This is a genomic window from Streptomyces sp. H27-H1, from assembly GCF_026627445.1.
Classification (GTDB): Bacteria; Actinomycetota; Actinomycetes; order Streptomycetales; family Streptomycetaceae; genus Streptomyces.
On the sequence record NZ_JAPNLJ010000016.1, the window covers coordinates 105,161 to 117,531 of the forward strand.

General features: G+C 67.6%; 19 protein-coding genes. 3 read left to right on the top strand and 16 right to left on the bottom strand.

Annotated features, from left to right (window positions below; all coding sequences use genetic code 11):
* Position 1: 1 nt before the first annotated feature.
* From OTB20_RS19555 to OTB20_RS19630, 16 genes are all read right to left on the bottom strand, one after another.
* Complete coding sequence (locus tag OTB20_RS19555) at positions 2–1,360, bottom strand: replicative DNA helicase (RefSeq protein ID WP_267819178.1); 1,359 nt, start codon at positions 1,358–1,360, stop codon at positions 2–4.
* Positions 1,357–1,716, bottom strand: coding sequence for a hypothetical protein (locus OTB20_RS19560; protein WP_267819180.1), 360 nt, complete (start codon positions 1,714–1,716; stop codon positions 1,357–1,359). Before OTB20_RS19560 ends, OTB20_RS19555 begins: the two co-directional genes overlap by 4 nt.
* Before the next feature lie 560 nt (positions 1,717–2,276).
* Entirely contained in the window at positions 2,277–3,308 is a 1,032-nt protein-coding gene (locus OTB20_RS19565; RefSeq protein ID WP_267819181.1) for a DNA cytosine methyltransferase, read from the bottom strand.
* Complete coding sequence (locus OTB20_RS19570; protein WP_267819182.1) at positions 3,308–3,859, bottom strand: hypothetical protein; 552 nt, start codon at positions 3,857–3,859, stop codon at positions 3,308–3,310. Before OTB20_RS19570 ends, OTB20_RS19565 begins: the two co-directional genes overlap by 1 nt.
* A complete protein-coding gene (locus OTB20_RS19575) occupies positions 3,856–4,113 on the bottom strand; it encodes a hypothetical protein (RefSeq protein WP_267819184.1) in 258 nt (85 codons plus the stop codon). Before OTB20_RS19575 ends, OTB20_RS19570 begins: the two co-directional genes overlap by 4 nt.
* Positions 4,110–4,511, bottom strand: coding sequence for a hypothetical protein (locus OTB20_RS19580; RefSeq protein ID WP_267819185.1), 402 nt, complete (start codon positions 4,509–4,511; stop codon positions 4,110–4,112). Before OTB20_RS19580 ends, OTB20_RS19575 begins: the two co-directional genes overlap by 4 nt.
* A 69-nt stretch (positions 4,512–4,580) precedes the next feature.
* Complete coding sequence (locus OTB20_RS19585) at positions 4,581–5,552, bottom strand: AAA family ATPase (protein ID WP_267819187.1); 972 nt, start codon at positions 5,550–5,552, stop codon at positions 4,581–4,583.
* A gap of 8 nt (positions 5,553–5,560) precedes the next feature.
* Complete coding sequence (locus tag OTB20_RS19590; RefSeq protein WP_267819189.1) at positions 5,561–6,376, bottom strand: PD-(D/E)XK nuclease-like domain-containing protein; 816 nt, start codon at positions 6,374–6,376, stop codon at positions 5,561–5,563.
* A gap of 100 nt (positions 6,377–6,476) precedes the next feature.
* Positions 6,477–6,725 carry a hypothetical protein gene (locus OTB20_RS19595; protein ID WP_267819191.1) on the bottom strand — a complete coding sequence of 83 codons (249 nt, stop codon included), beginning with the start codon at positions 6,723–6,725 and terminating at the stop codon, positions 6,477–6,479.
* 158 nt (positions 6,726–6,883) lie between these two features.
* On the bottom strand, positions 6,884–7,276 hold the full coding sequence (locus tag OTB20_RS19600) for a hypothetical protein (RefSeq protein ID WP_267819193.1): 393 nt from the start codon (positions 7,274–7,276) through the stop codon (positions 6,884–6,886).
* Positions 7,273–7,500 (bottom strand): hypothetical protein, encoded by a 228-nt coding sequence (locus OTB20_RS19605; protein WP_267819194.1) that lies wholly within the window; start codon positions 7,498–7,500, stop codon positions 7,273–7,275. The genes OTB20_RS19600 and OTB20_RS19605 overlap by 4 nt, the downstream gene beginning before the upstream one ends.
* Positions 7,497–7,709, bottom strand: a complete 213-nt coding sequence (locus tag OTB20_RS19610; protein ID WP_267819196.1) for a hypothetical protein — start codon at positions 7,707–7,709, stop codon at positions 7,497–7,499. Before OTB20_RS19610 ends, OTB20_RS19605 begins: the two co-directional genes overlap by 4 nt.
* Positions 7,710–7,802: 93 nt before the next feature.
* Positions 7,803–8,450 (bottom strand): hypothetical protein, encoded by a 648-nt coding sequence (locus OTB20_RS19615; protein ID WP_267819198.1) that lies wholly within the window; start codon positions 8,448–8,450, stop codon positions 7,803–7,805.
* Entirely contained in the window at positions 8,447–8,905 is a 459-nt protein-coding gene (locus OTB20_RS19620; protein WP_267819199.1) for a hypothetical protein, read from the bottom strand. The genes OTB20_RS19615 and OTB20_RS19620 overlap by 4 nt, the downstream gene beginning before the upstream one ends.
* Positions 8,906–9,010: 105 nt before the next feature.
* Positions 9,011–9,193, bottom strand: coding sequence for a hypothetical protein (locus tag OTB20_RS19625; RefSeq protein WP_267819200.1), 183 nt, complete (start codon positions 9,191–9,193; stop codon positions 9,011–9,013).
* Positions 9,194–9,296: 103 nt separating this feature from the next.
* Positions 9,297–9,530: a helix-turn-helix transcriptional regulator gene (locus tag OTB20_RS19630; protein ID WP_324290396.1), complete on the bottom strand. Its 234-nt coding sequence runs from the start codon at positions 9,528–9,530 to the stop codon at positions 9,297–9,299.
* Between the two features lie 176 nt (positions 9,531–9,706).
* Between OTB20_RS19630 and OTB20_RS19635 the strand changes: the two genes are divergently transcribed.
* The 3 genes from OTB20_RS19635 to OTB20_RS19645 all read left to right on the top strand — a co-directional run bounded on the left by OTB20_RS19635 (position 9,707) and on the right by OTB20_RS19645 (position 12,370).
* Positions 9,707–10,126: a hypothetical protein gene (locus OTB20_RS19635; protein WP_267819201.1), complete on the top strand. Its 420-nt coding sequence runs from the start codon at positions 9,707–9,709 to the stop codon at positions 10,124–10,126.
* A 502-nt stretch (positions 10,127–10,628) separates the two neighbouring features.
* On the top strand, positions 10,629–12,032 hold the full coding sequence (locus OTB20_RS19640) for an integrase (RefSeq protein WP_267819203.1): 1,404 nt from the start codon (positions 10,629–10,631) through the stop codon (positions 12,030–12,032).
* A gap of 83 nt (positions 12,033–12,115) precedes the next feature.
* Entirely contained in the window at positions 12,116–12,370 is a 255-nt protein-coding gene (locus tag OTB20_RS19645) for a hypothetical protein (protein WP_267819204.1), read from the top strand.
* Position 12,371: the final 1 nt, after the last annotated feature.

Sequence of the window (12,371 nt, forward strand, 5' to 3'; positions counted from 1 at the left end):
CTCAGAGTTCGCGGCCCATGGAGCGGAGGCGGGCGTAGTGGCCTTGGAAGGTGAGGGCGACGGTCCGTCCGGCGGCACCGTTGCGGTTCTTGGCGACGATGAGGTCGATCTCGCCGGCGCGGGGTCCGGTGTCGGAGCCGTCCTCGGCGAGGGGCCGGTGCATGAGGACGATGACGTTGGAGTCCTGCTCGATGGCCGAGCTGTCTTTGAAGTCGGTGACGACGGGCTGACGGCCGGCGGCGTTGCGGTTGAACTGGGCGAGGGCCACGACCGGGATCTCGAACTCCATGGCGAGGAGCTTGAGTCCGCGGGACAGTTCGGCGACTTCGTTCGCCCGGGTGGCGTTGGCCTTGCTCTTCTCCGGAGTCATGAGCTGGAGGTAGTCGGCGACGACGATGGCGGGCGGGGTGCCGCGGGAGGCCATCCAACGCATTCGGGCCCGGATCTTGCCGAGCGTGAGGTTCGCGGAGTCGTCGAGGATGAAGTTCGCGGCGTTCTGCATGGCCGGGGCCGCCTTGAAAATCTTGGCCCAGTCGTTGTCGTCGAGCTTGCGGCGGATGAGCCGGTCGAGGGGGACGCCGGCTTCAGCTGCGGTGAGGCGCGCCATGAGTTCGCTGCCGCCCATTTCCATGCTGGCGACGAGGGCGGGCTTGCCCCGGGTGAGGGCTACGTGTGCGGCCAGGTTCATTCCGAACAGGGACTTGCCTCCGCCGGTCGCGGCGCCAACGGTGACGAGCTGGCCGGGCTTGAGCTCAATGACCTCGTTGAGGTCGTGCCAAGGGGTGTCGAGGGCGTTGGGGTCGGCGCCGGTCTCGAGTTCGTCGAGGAAGCCCATCCACCGGTCGGAGACTGCGAGGCGGATTTCGGCTGGGGCCTGCCCGCTGGCTGCGGCCTGGAGGTCGGCCATGGCTGAGTCGAGGATCTCGGCGGCGGTACCGACGGCTGTGAGTGCCCGCTGGGTGGCTCGTCGGGTGGCGGTGAGGACGGCCCGGAGCTGAGCGTGCTCACGGACGATCCCGGCGTAGTGCTCGCCGTTGGCCGAGGTGGGTACGGACTGGACGAGCTCGTGGAGGTACCTGGCGCCCCCGATCTTCGTGAGCTCCCCGGTGGCGAGAAGCTCGGCCGCGACTGTGATGGGGTCAATCTTCGGGTCGCGGGTGGCGCCGTAGAGGTCGGTAATGGTGCGGTAGATCGTTCGGTGCTGGACGGGCCAGAAGTCGTCGGCGCCGGCAATGACGGCGGCGATGGGTTCGATGACACGCCGGTCGAGGAGCATCGCGCCGAGTACGGCCATCTCGGCGTCGCGGTTGTGGGGCGGTGCCTCGACGAGGGCGTCGGACTCCCACGCGGGTTCACTCATGCTGCGCGTCCTTTGCTGGCGGGGTGGCAGTCGGGGCAGCGTTCGAGGCTGCGGATGCCGCGGTCGTCTTCGATCTCGCGGGTGCGGCTGATCTCGTCGCAGTCGGGGTCACCGCAGTAGGGCGGCTTACCGGAGGCGGGACGCGGTTGCGGTACGGCTGCGCTGGCCGGAGGGAGGCCCTTCCAGCCGCCGCGGAGGAAGAACGTGGCGTAGCGAATGGGCTGCCGGGCAGTCGCCTTGGTGTCGAGGGCGAAGCGGACCATCGCGTCCCTGCCGGCTCGCTCGACGATGGCGGCGATGTCGAGCCAGTCGTCGGGCTTCATGCTCCAGCTGACGACGATGCCTGCTTCGGTCATCGCCTTCACGAGGGGCTGGCAGCGGGTGAAAGCGTCGGGCCGGCCCGCTTCCTCGCTAGCTAGCTCTTTTGGGTAATGGGGAAGGGGGTCAGAACCTGTACCGCTACGGTCAAAACCTGTACCGCTACGGGGTTCCTGCGGTACAGAACCTGTACCGCTAGCGGAGGGGGCCTCAGGGCTTTGCGGTACAGGTTCTGTACCGCTAGCGATTCCTTGCGGTACAGGTTCTGTACCGGTGGAGCGGACGTACCCGGCCGCCTTCGGGAGCCTGTACAGAGGAGGTCGGCGGCCAGCTGCCGGCTCAGCTACTTCCAGCTCTCCGAGCTTCTCGGCCGTCTCAAGCAACCCGCGAATGGTCGCCTTCGACCCGGCGTTCAGTGCTCGCATGAACCCCGGGTAGCTGACGCGGGCCTCGGCTGCCGGGGTACGCGCCTGGTCCGCGATGTACAGCAGAGCGAGCCGGGTGTTCCCCCTCGACTGGGAGTGGTTCCACACCCAGTGCATGGCGTCCAAGGTCACGGCAGGCTTCTCTCTGGCTGGTGCGGGTGGTGGTGTCGCGGTCAGGCGGCGGTGGCCATGGCGTCGAGGTCTGCGCACAGGAGCCGGCGGTATCCCTCGACGGCCTGGCGGGTCATGGCGAGGTTGCCGAGGATGGTCAGCTCCGGCTTGCGGCCGAGGGCCAGGCCGGTGATCCAGCCCTCTTCGCAGCCCTGCATCCACTCGGTGAACCGTGTCGAGAGCCGCCGGTTCGTCCGCTCCCCGGGCTCGGTGGGCTCCGGCGCCGGGCGGCCGGTGATGGCCTCCCAGCGGCGGATCGCGGGCCCGTAATCGACGCCGTTCGTCGCAACCCAGTCGGTGCGCCGGGCCAGGTAGTTGACGGCGAACTCGTTGAGCGGCCGGCTGTTCTTGCCCATCAGGTTCGACGCGCCGGACTTCCAGTCGCGGGCTGCGGGGGTGGGCAGGAGCGCCAGGCCGTCTACGGTTTGGGCGGGAGCAGGAACACGACCTCGTCCTCCAAGGTCGGCCCATGGCCCCCGGCCTTCCGCTTGTCCGGGTGCTGCGGCCCACCGTTCACGCCAAGCTGCGATGTCGGGGTCTTGAGTAGCGGGATACGCGACGCAGAACCAGCGCCAGCGGAGGTGCGGCGCCCCGACTTCACTAGCTGGTACGCCAGTCCACCGCGCGTCATACCCGATCTCGGCCAGGTCTTGGAGGACGACGTCGAGCCCCCGCGACCGGAGCGCCTCCACGTTTTCCAGGAAGACGAGAGACGGTCGAGTGACGCGAACAGCTTCAGCGACGTTTTTCCAGATGCCTGAGCGCTTGCCATGGATTCCGATCCTCGGTCCGGCGTTGGAGATGTCGGTGCACGGGAATCCGGCCGACAGGCTTTCGATGCGGTACTGCTGGGCGATGCCGGCCCAGTCGGCGGTGGTGATGTCGCCGGCATTGGTGGCCCAGGGGAAGCGGGCGGCCATGACCTGGGAGGCGGAGGGATCGTTCTCGGCGTAGACGAACGTCTTGTTGCCGGTGATCTGTTCGACGGCCAGGTCCAGGGTTCCGGCACCCGAGCAGAGGGAGAGGTTGGTCATCAGGCGGCCTTTCGCATGTCGTCCTGGCAGGCGTTGCGGGCGTCGCGCTCTCGCTGCCGGTAGGCCTTGCGTGTTGCCTGGTCGCAGGGCAGGCAGTAGGGCTTTCCGCTGGGCCGGTGGGCGAGGCTCTCGGGGTAGGCGTGGCCTCGCCGGCAGGCGGCTTTGGCAGGCTTCGGCGGCTTGGCGGTTTCCGGGTTCCGCCGTTCCGCGTCTTCCCGGTAGTGCCGGCTGCAGAGTCCGAGCCCCTTGACCGGCTTGTCGCAGCCGTCGAGGGTGCAGGGGCGGCCCTGCTTTCCGGCTGCGTCGCCTCGCCACCGCCAGATTTGCCGCTTGTCGGCTCCGACGAGCTCGGCCGTCTCGATCCCCGTGCGTCCTGCGGCCATCAGGAGAAGGGCTGCGGTCTTGCGCTCGAGGGGAGTGAGGGCGGGTCGAGGGAGGTCGCCGGAGACCACCCGCTGAACGGCGATCCAGTCGATGTCGTCGCTGTACGTCTCGATCGGCAGCCGGATGATCGTGGATTCACTCCGGATGCGTGTGGCCTTGATGATCACTGGGGGTCCTCCGTTCGGGTCTGAGGCGGGATGGTGGTGCGGAGTGCTGCGTTGTGTACGAGCCGGAGCCGTGTGGCTTTCGCGGCGTCGATGCCACGGGTGGCTTGGGCTACGCGGGCCTGAAGCTCACCGAGCGCGATGAGCTGCTGCTCGATGTCGCCAGCCTTCTCCCGGCTGCGATGCCGGGCCCACCAGCCGACGGCGGCTATGTCCAATGCGATCCAGGCGGCGAGGCCCCATCGCAGCCAGTTCATGCGGCCTTCTCCTGCCGTGCGGCGCGGGCCTTCGCCTGGGCCGACTTCCTGTCGCGCTCGGCCCGTCGGACCTTCAAGAACCGGCTCGGGCTGGTCGTCAGGCGATAGGTGCAGACCTTCTTGCCGCGGGCCTTCGGGTTGGCGGAGCGGACCTCGCCGACCTGGATCAGGAGGTGCGGCTCCCGCATCAGGAGGCTGTGGAAGTACAGGCCTGCCTGGTGGTGCTGACCGTCGGGAAGGACGACTCGCACGTCGTTCATGGAGAAGGGCTGTCCGCCGGCGGCTATCGCGGCGACGGCCTGGTCGTAGGTGGCTTCGGTCCAGTCGGCGACGTTGGCGTAGAGGGAGGCGAGGTGCTGGTTGGCCTGGATGCGGGCCTGCTCCGGCGTGAGCTCCATAGCGATGTCCTTCCGATGGTGTGCTGGGTGGTGGCCGGCCTCGATTCCCGCGAGGCCGGCCGAGTGCTGCTACTGCTGAGCGGCGGCCTTGAGGGCGGTGCCGCGCATCCGGATGTAGTCGCCGAGGCTGGTCGGCTGTCCGGACTCCGGGTGCATGAGCGGGGTGGCGAGGGCGCTGGCCGCTTCGACTTCGCGGTAGAGGGCGAGGAGGCTGTCCGGTGTGGCTGTCTCGCTGCCGGCTGCGTCGATCCACACCGCGGGGTCGATCTCCTTGGCGCCTGCGCGGAGCCAGTCCAGGTAGGGCTTCGCGATGTCGCGCGCCCCGTCGGGCTGGTCAAGTTCCAGGCCGCGGAAGGCTGGGCAGCGAGCCTTGATGAAGCGAAGCTGGTTGTCGGTGTTCATCTCGGCGGCGACACCGAACTCGAACTCGATGCCCTTGCGCTGCTCGGCCTGAATCCCCTTGCTGACCGGGTCTTTCCGGCCGCGTTCAAGGGCCCACTTCTCGGATGCGCGCATCGTGGCAACGACGTGGCCGGGGTACGCCATGAGCGCTTCGATCATGTCGTTCTGCAGGGCGCCCGCCGGCCCCCAGCCGGCGAAGGTGTTGCCGCCGAACTTCTCCTTGGCGAACTTCTCGACCTGGTCGAGGGTGCCGTCCGCCCCCTTCCAGAAGTGGGTGAGGGAGTCGACCATTACGACCGGATAGCCGGCGTGGCCGGCCGTAGCCAACGCCTTGACGAGGTTGTGAGGGTCGTAGTTGTGCATCGGCAGGGTGTCGAACGGGGTCCTGATGTCGTCGAGGTAGAGGGAGGCGGCTCCGCGTTCGGTGTCGATGACCGCGAACCGCTTGCCCTCGGCGAGCCCGGCGGCGATCTGCAGCCCGGTCCACGTCTTGCCGGATCCGGACGGGCCCTGGATGGAGAGGCGGGCTTTGTGGCCGTCCTTCGTGGCGGGCCGGAAGACGAGCGGAGCGTCGTTGTACTCGTCGGCCTGCTGCTGCGGTGCCCGGCCTGTGCGGGTGGGCGGGGGAAGTTGGGACACGGTGACTCCTAGGAGTACTGGCGCTCGATGTACGGCGGCAGCGAGACGACGGTGGAGTGTTCGGAGTAGGCGGGCCACTGGCCGGTCTCGCGGCCGTGCAGGTAGTGGCCGACGGCGCGATGGGTGTCGCGCTGGCCGGCGTACCGGGCGACGGGATCGAGCTCCGCGACCTGGACGAGGTAGGGCGGCTGCTTCTCCTGGAAGATGAACTTGAAGGCCGCGCCGTCGGGGAGCAGGCCGAGCTCGTAGGCGCCGCGCCGGTAGATGTGCTCCTGGATGTGGTAGCCGTACTCGTAGACGGTTCGCTCGAGCTTGTCGGGACGCACGGACTGGGTGGTCTTGTAGTCGGCGATCAGGTCGGGCCGCAGCCAGTCGAAGCGGCTGCGCCACCAGACCTGTCCGTCAGGCCAGAAGATCGACTGTTCGGCCGCTCCGGAGTCGGGGGCGAGGATCTCGGCTGCCTCTGCGTTCGCAGCCAGTGCTTCAGCCATGTCGCAGATCCGCTGGTAGTCGCCCTGCTTGAGGGGGATCCCGCCGCCTTCTCGTATGGCGGCGACCTTGGCTTTGATCTCGTTGGTGTTCCAGAGGTCCGCGTCGACGACGACGAGCTCGGGCCCGTCGCCCAGAACCACCGTGTGGGCCGCGGTTCCGAACTCGAACGCCGGCCTGTGGGGTTGCGGGTTGTCGAGCTGCCACTTGTAGCGGGCCGGGCAGTCGGCGAGCAGCTTGGCGCCGGAGGAGGAGAGGCTGCCGCCGGGGACCGGGTCGGAGTGGTAGAGATCAGCGGGGATGTCGTACAGGCCCGGTTCGATCTCGGCGGTCACCCCGACTCCTCGGTCCGCCCGCACGGCTGGTCCTCGCAGATGTGGCCTTCGGGTGTGCGGTCGAACGGGCCATCTGCGGCACCGCACCGGATGCAGGTGATCACGCCGCGACCTGCCCGTCGGCGATGGCCGTCAGCTTGGCGATGCCGTCCGGGTCGTTCTTGGCGAGCAGCACCGCGGCGGTTTCGGCGGGGAAGCCGAGGGCGAGCTTGGCCTCGTTGGTCTTGTCGGCGTGGGCGATGAGGTCGAGGAGCTTGCCCTGGAAGGTGCCGGGCGCGAACCCCTGGTAGCCGAAGGTCCAGAGGACTTGGTTCGCGAGGTTGCTGTCGATCGCGGGGCTGCCGGACATGTCGATCTCCTGGTTCAGGGATGGGTGAGCCGCCGCCCCGAGGGGGAGGTGGAGCGGCGGCTCTGGCCGGAGCGGTGGGCGCTCGACGGCCGGTCGGTTGGTCTTGGGGTCCGCGCCCTCGACCTCGCTGCATTCGAGGTGCGCGGACCGGTCTGTGGTCAGGCGGCGTCGTTCTCGGCCGCCCTGGCGACGTGGAACTCCTCCGCCCCGAACAGCCCGTCGTCCTGCGGCTGCAGCTTCTTCTCGGCCCGCCGGAACAGGGCGCGGACCGCGTCGTAGCAGGTCGGGCAGAGAGCGATCAGCCGCCGGGCTGGCAGCCTGGCCGCCTCCGTGAAGGACCCCTCATTCACCGGGTCCCGCGGCGTGGCGACGAGGACGACCTCGCCCTTCTTGCTGATGTGCTCGCCGTTGTACCGCTCGCAGCGGCCGGCCTTCCGGGCCCGGTCGGCGTGCTTCTTGCCGCACACGCCCTGGCACTGGCAGCGATGGCCGGCGGCCTTCATGACCGCGGACCAGAGGGCCGCGCCGACGATCGGGGGGCGGACGGTCATGACGGAACCTCCTCGGTGGTCTGCTGGTGGCTGGCGAGCCGGTGGCTGACGTCCTCGCGGGGGCAGACCGTGCCGCCCTCCCGGAGCTGCGTCCAGCCGGCGGCGACCGCTTCGGCCTCTCCCTCTTCCGAGAGAGCGAAGAGGGCCACGTGATCGCCGGTCTCCATGGCCCGCAGGCAGATGTCGCAGACGACGATGAAGCTGGTGACGGGACGGAAGCTCATGAGAGGGCCCCCGCAGCTCCGGCCTGCGCCAGCGTCATGACTCGGTTGTGGTCGGCGGCGATCCGCTCGGCCAGTTCCGGGGTCTCGGCGTCGGCGATGTACTGGATGCGGTCGCCCGCACCAGCGACGACGATGCAGGCACAGTTCTCGCGGTACTCGTCGGAGCAGGGTTCGGCCCGCCATTCGGCGGCTATTCGGATGTCAGCCACGACAGGCTCCTCGGTTGATGCGGCGCCCGAGGAGTACGAGCGCGGTCGATGCGGCGGCGAGCAGCAGGTCCCAGGCGGCGATCCGGCGGAGGGTCACGGCGAGCCCTCCATCTCGGCGATCCACTGCCGGGCGATGCCCGAGCTAGGAGCCTTGTAGGCGGTTCGGCCGGTGTCGCGGTCCACGACGATGTGGTTGCGGGGTGCCTCCCGCCACGCGGTGGTCGGGAAATATCGGCCCTGGTCGCCTTCCTCGCGGGTGCGGATGTGGTTGACCTGGATGTAGTGCCTGCCGCAGTAGTCCGTGCCTCGATACCAGCCGCGAAGCCCGTGGGCGGCGGCGTAGGAGTCGAGTCGGGCCGCGTGCCAGGGCCGCTCAGCTTCGGGGGCGTTCTGCTCCGCGGCGGCCAGGAGTGACAGCACCGTGGAGTAGCGGCTGGTGTGCCAGTCCCGAATCCAGCGGCCCGACGCCTGGCACTCGCCGGCCTTGCGGGCCGCTTCGTTCGCGCAGAATCGCTTCTGGGCGTCGAGCTTGGCTTGCATCGTGGAAAGCACCCAGGAGCTGTCGATCACGTCGTTCGGGTGCGGGCCGTCCGGCATGCCGGTGAGGTCGGACAGGTCCGGCTCGTCGGCGACGGGGGTGGGCTTGACCGGCAGCCTCGCTGCCCGCTTGAGGGACTTCCGGGCGGCGGCGAAGAACTCGAAGGCTTCCGGGTCCTCGATGCTCATCAGGTCGATGCTCACGCCGCACCACCGGCGGTCCGGATCGGGCAGACGATGCAGACGCAGGCCTCGAAGCCGGGGTAGGTCGGGGAGTCGAGGTTCAGGTACGCCATGTCGAGGCGCTGTTCCTCCAGTAGGCCGGCCTTCGCATCGGCGGCGGCCTGCCGCTTCAGGGCGAGCATCTGCAGGTCGGCCGTCAGCTCGGCGAGCGGCACGTCCAGGCGGGCGATCTCGGGCGTCGGGGCCGGCTCGTTGATGCAGCCGGTGCACGCGTCGCTCTCGCACTCGTCGTGGTGCAGGATCATCCACAGTGCGTGGTCGTCCAGGGCGGCGATCAGGTCGCGGTCGGCGGGCTTCAGTTGACCCCGCCGAGCGATGGAGCTCTGAGGGCTCAGCAGAAGCTCCGACGCCTCAGCGACGGTGTACAGCTGCTCGGGGTTGGTGTCGCCCGACTCGGCGGGCATCATGTGGTTCATGGGGTCCTCTTCTCCTTGCACTTAGATGCAGGTGAGGGGCGGAACTTCGTAGGCCCTGGCCGGCCGGGGACCGGGAAGAAACCGGCGGTCGGGGCCGCATAGCCGCTAAGCGGCGGAGGCGAGCGACTTGCGGTTGGTGCGTCGCGGCTGGCGGATCGGCTGAACGCGGTTGGCGTTGTACCAGTGCTGCAGGTCCGCCTGACTGACGAGGATCGGGCCCGTGCCGTTCCGACTGCAGGGGGCACCCTCGGCCACGCGCCGGTAGACGGTCTTCGTGCTTACGTTCATGAGCCATGCCACCTCCGCCGCGGTGAAAAACGGCGCATCAAGGTGCTCCGGCTTAGTCGGCACCTTCGAGTTGGGGGACCGGGAGATAGCCACTGGTTTCCTTTCAGTCGCTCCTCGTGAGCCCGAGGAGTGCGTTATCAGTCACGTCAAGCGCGGTGCGGAGGCGGACGTAGTACTCCGGGCCCATGCGGCTGCGGGTGCCTCGTTCGAGCTTTCTGAGGTAGCTGGAACTGCAGCCGACCTGGTCAGCGAGCTGTTTCACCGAGAGACCTGCTTGCATGCGCTTGGTGCATATCGCCGCCCCCTCCACCTGGAAGGTGGTTGGTGCTTGGTGCATGCCGAAAACATAGCCATAGATGTTCCAGCTGTCTACCCATAGATGCACCTCCAGTGCCCGCCAGGGGACACGTGCCCCCCTTACAGGCCCCTCACCTGCATGAACGCATGAGCAACTTGCAGCCAAAAATGAACCCAGTCCTGGCTGGTCCCCACTAGTCCTGCCAAGATGGGGGCATGGCACCCCGTGACTTCGACCGCCTCGCCGACTCCGCACGCAAGCGCCGTGCGGTGCTCGGTCTTGCCCTCAACGACATCAACGCCAAGGCCGGCGACATTGCGAAGAGGACTTGGCAGCGCGTAGAGAAGGCGCTGGAGATTCGCGAGACGAACTATGTGAAGATCGACCGCTTGCTCCAGTGGGCCCCCGGCAGTTGCATCACCGTCCTCGAAGGCGGCGAGCCGGTGCCTGTCGACCCGTCGAAGGCGGAGTCCGGCACCGTCATCTCCGTACTCACGCCTGAGGCGCACAAGGCGGAGGCACTCAAGGTCATTCAGCTGGCCGCGCTCGCGACAACGAGCGGCCTGCCATCGGACCAGATTCGCGCCATGAGCGAGCGAGCGGTGAAGGATCTCCGCGAAGCCGGTCTCATCTAGTCCAAAAATCAGCCGTTTCGAGTACAACCGTTTGGGCATCGACCGCTACAGCGGGAATTTCTCTGACCACTTTGTGCTCAGGTAGTTCCAAATGTAACAACGCGTGGCAGAGTCGGTACAAGTCCTCGGAGGCTCCCGCAAGGCCCTGACTCTAGGGGGAGCCATGCTTCACAACGGCGCACTCATAGTCGACTACGGTCCTCACTTTCGTGGTGAGGCGGTCAAGTCTGGCGAAGGGATCGCTTGCGTAATACCAGGCCAGGAACCAGTTCGCGATACGGCGAGGTTGCTCATGCGGGAACTGGTTCAGCGGCTTGGCGGTAACTGCGACAGCTGCCGCAAGTGCCCAGTGGGCGCAAAGGCCTGACGCACAGAGCACGTCGTGGGGTCCTGGCAGCATGGGGCTGCCGGACACCGCGACGGCCGGCACAGGTAGGGGACCGTTTTGGCCAGGAGAGCCCACGACGTTTACACCGAGTGGCGCGGCGGAGCCACCTTCCGCGTGAAGTGGTGGACGGGCGAGTATTACGCCAGCGGACGGAAGCGGTTCGAGTCCGAGGGCGGCTTCACGGATGAAGACGAAGCCTTCAAGCACGGCCAGAAGCAGCTGCACGAGATCCGCGAGGGTACCCACGTCAGCAAGCAGGATGGCGCCACATCCGTAGCCGACTGGTCTGACACCTGGCTCGCGTCGCTCGACTTGGGCCATCTATCGATCCGGAACTACCGCTCCGCAATCAAGATTCACATCAAGCCCTACTTCGAGGGCAAGACCGTCGGCCAGCTGACGATCCTCGACTTCCGGGCCTTCAGGAAAACAGTCAAAGCCAAGGTGAAGGAGAAGCACGCCCGCCAGGTCGTGGGCGTGTTCAGCCTGATCATGGCCGATGCCGTCAAGACAGGTCTCCGCAAGGACTCCCCCGTGGAGACCCTGTCCCGCCGCGGGAAGTACGAAGCGAAGCCGAAGGAACGGAAGAGGGACATCCCCGTCGAGGTGGTGCACCAACTCGCCTCGAACGCCCAACTCAGATGGGGTGACGCAGGGCATGTCTTCTTCTGGACCATGGCCATGACCGGCATGCGGCCGGGCGAACTGTTCGGCCTCACCCGCGAGCACTGCTATCCGGCCTGGCCTGCGTCGGACCCCCGGACGGACGCCGACTCCGCCGACGAACGGGCCGACGACCTGCTCCGCTATGGCCGCGGGCCGGAGCGCATGCCGGCGATCCGCGTACAGCGCCAGATCCAGTACGAGGAGAGCGAGCTGCGCTTCTTCCCTCCCAAGTACGAGTCGTACAGGACCCTGGTCATCCCAGACTTCCTGGCCGAGGCTCTCGATCTGCTGTTGGCTTCGCACGATTCAAAGTGGGTGTTCCCCTCGATTGAGGGAAGTTGCCTGGCCAGCGTGTCGTTCGACCGCGAGTACTGGCGCCCGATCGCTGACGGAAGCCCTGCGAACGTAAGCCCCTGGGCGAAGCGGCCGAGGCCGGAGACGCCGGCCGTGCCGTCGTTCGTCGGTCGGCGCATGTACCTGCTCCGGCATGGGCACAAGGCGATGCTCGACGAAGAAGGGGTTCACTCCCGCTACACCGTGGAGACGCGGATGGGCCACGAGATGCAGGGCGTTGAGGCGACGTACAGCAGCGTGACCGTGCCCATGGAGCAGATGCTGCGGAAGACGCTCCAAGCCCGCTGGGCAGGGCTCGCGCTGCCGACCTGGCGTCCGGGGCAGGCGCTGCCGCCTGAGTTCGCTCAGCGGCCCTCGGTCGCTTCCCTGGTGCGTGCGGTCGTGGGCGAGCACGGGAGGGACGCCGACGTGCTGGCGCTGGTTCAGGCTCAGCGGTCGGACGTTAAGGCCGCGACGGTGAAGCGAACTCTCGGCCGCGTTCTGGCAGAGTCGAGCTGACGGTTTCCCAGTTGTTTCCCACTGGGGGGTAACTGGGAAGGTTGTCCGCTGGTCAGAGCATTTCTGGACAGCATTCCAGCAACATGCACATGATGACCGGCTACATGTCCGCCGACCTGTTCGTGTCCCTCGCGCAGAAGGCCGGCAAGGACCTGACCGTCGAATCCTTCCAGGCCGCCGCGCAGGGCTTCTCCGACACCGACACCCTCGTCGGCAACCGCTCGGAGCCCAAGGGCCAGAAGGACAGCTTCGGCTGCGGAGCCCTCGTACAGCTGAAGAACGGCGCGTACGAGGTCTCCGTACCGTTCAAGTGCCACGAGCCCATCCCCTTCAAGTAGG

What these genes read in the sequence shown, in the direction of transcription:
- OTB20_RS19555 (WP_267819178.1), bottom strand. Translation starts at nt 1,360, where the DNA reads ATGAGTGAACCCGCGTGGGAGTCCGACGCCCTCGTCGAGGCACCGCCC.
- OTB20_RS19560 (WP_267819180.1), bottom strand. Translation starts at nt 1,716, where the DNA reads ATGACCGAAGCAGGCATCGTCGTCAGCTGGAGCATGAAGCCCGACGAC.
- OTB20_RS19565 (WP_267819181.1), bottom strand. Translation starts at nt 3,308, where the DNA reads ATGACCAACCTCTCCCTCTGCTCGGGTGCCGGAACCCTGGACCTGGCC.
- OTB20_RS19575 (WP_267819184.1), bottom strand. Translation starts at nt 4,113, where the DNA reads ATGAACTGGCTGCGATGGGGCCTCGCCGCCTGGATCGCATTGGACATA.
- OTB20_RS19580 (WP_267819185.1), bottom strand. Translation starts at nt 4,511, where the DNA reads ATGGAGCTCACGCCGGAGCAGGCCCGCATCCAGGCCAACCAGCACCTC.
- OTB20_RS19595 (WP_267819191.1), bottom strand. Translation starts at nt 6,725, where the DNA reads ATGTCCGGCAGCCCCGCGATCGACAGCAACCTCGCGAACCAAGTCCTC.
- OTB20_RS19600 (WP_267819193.1), bottom strand. Translation starts at nt 7,276, where the DNA reads ATGACCGTCCGCCCCCCGATCGTCGGCGCGGCCCTCTGGTCCGCGGTC.
- OTB20_RS19605 (WP_267819194.1), bottom strand. Translation starts at nt 7,500, where the DNA reads ATGAGCTTCCGTCCCGTCACCAGCTTCATCGTCGTCTGCGACATCTGC.
- OTB20_RS19620 (WP_267819199.1), bottom strand. Translation starts at nt 8,905, where the DNA reads ATGAACCACATGATGCCCGCCGAGTCGGGCGACACCAACCCCGAGCAG.
- OTB20_RS19625 (WP_267819200.1), bottom strand. Translation starts at nt 9,193, where the DNA reads ATGAACGTAAGCACGAAGACCGTCTACCGGCGCGTGGCCGAGGGTGCC.
- OTB20_RS19630 (WP_324290396.1), bottom strand. Translation starts at nt 9,530, where the DNA reads ATGCACCAAGCACCAACCACCTTCCAGGTGGAGGGGGCGGCGATATGC.
- OTB20_RS19635 (WP_267819201.1), top strand. Translation starts at nt 9,707, where the DNA reads ATGGCACCCCGTGACTTCGACCGCCTCGCCGACTCCGCACGCAAGCGC.
- OTB20_RS19645 (WP_267819204.1), top strand. Translation starts at nt 12,116, where the DNA reads ATGCACATGATGACCGGCTACATGTCCGCCGACCTGTTCGTGTCCCTC.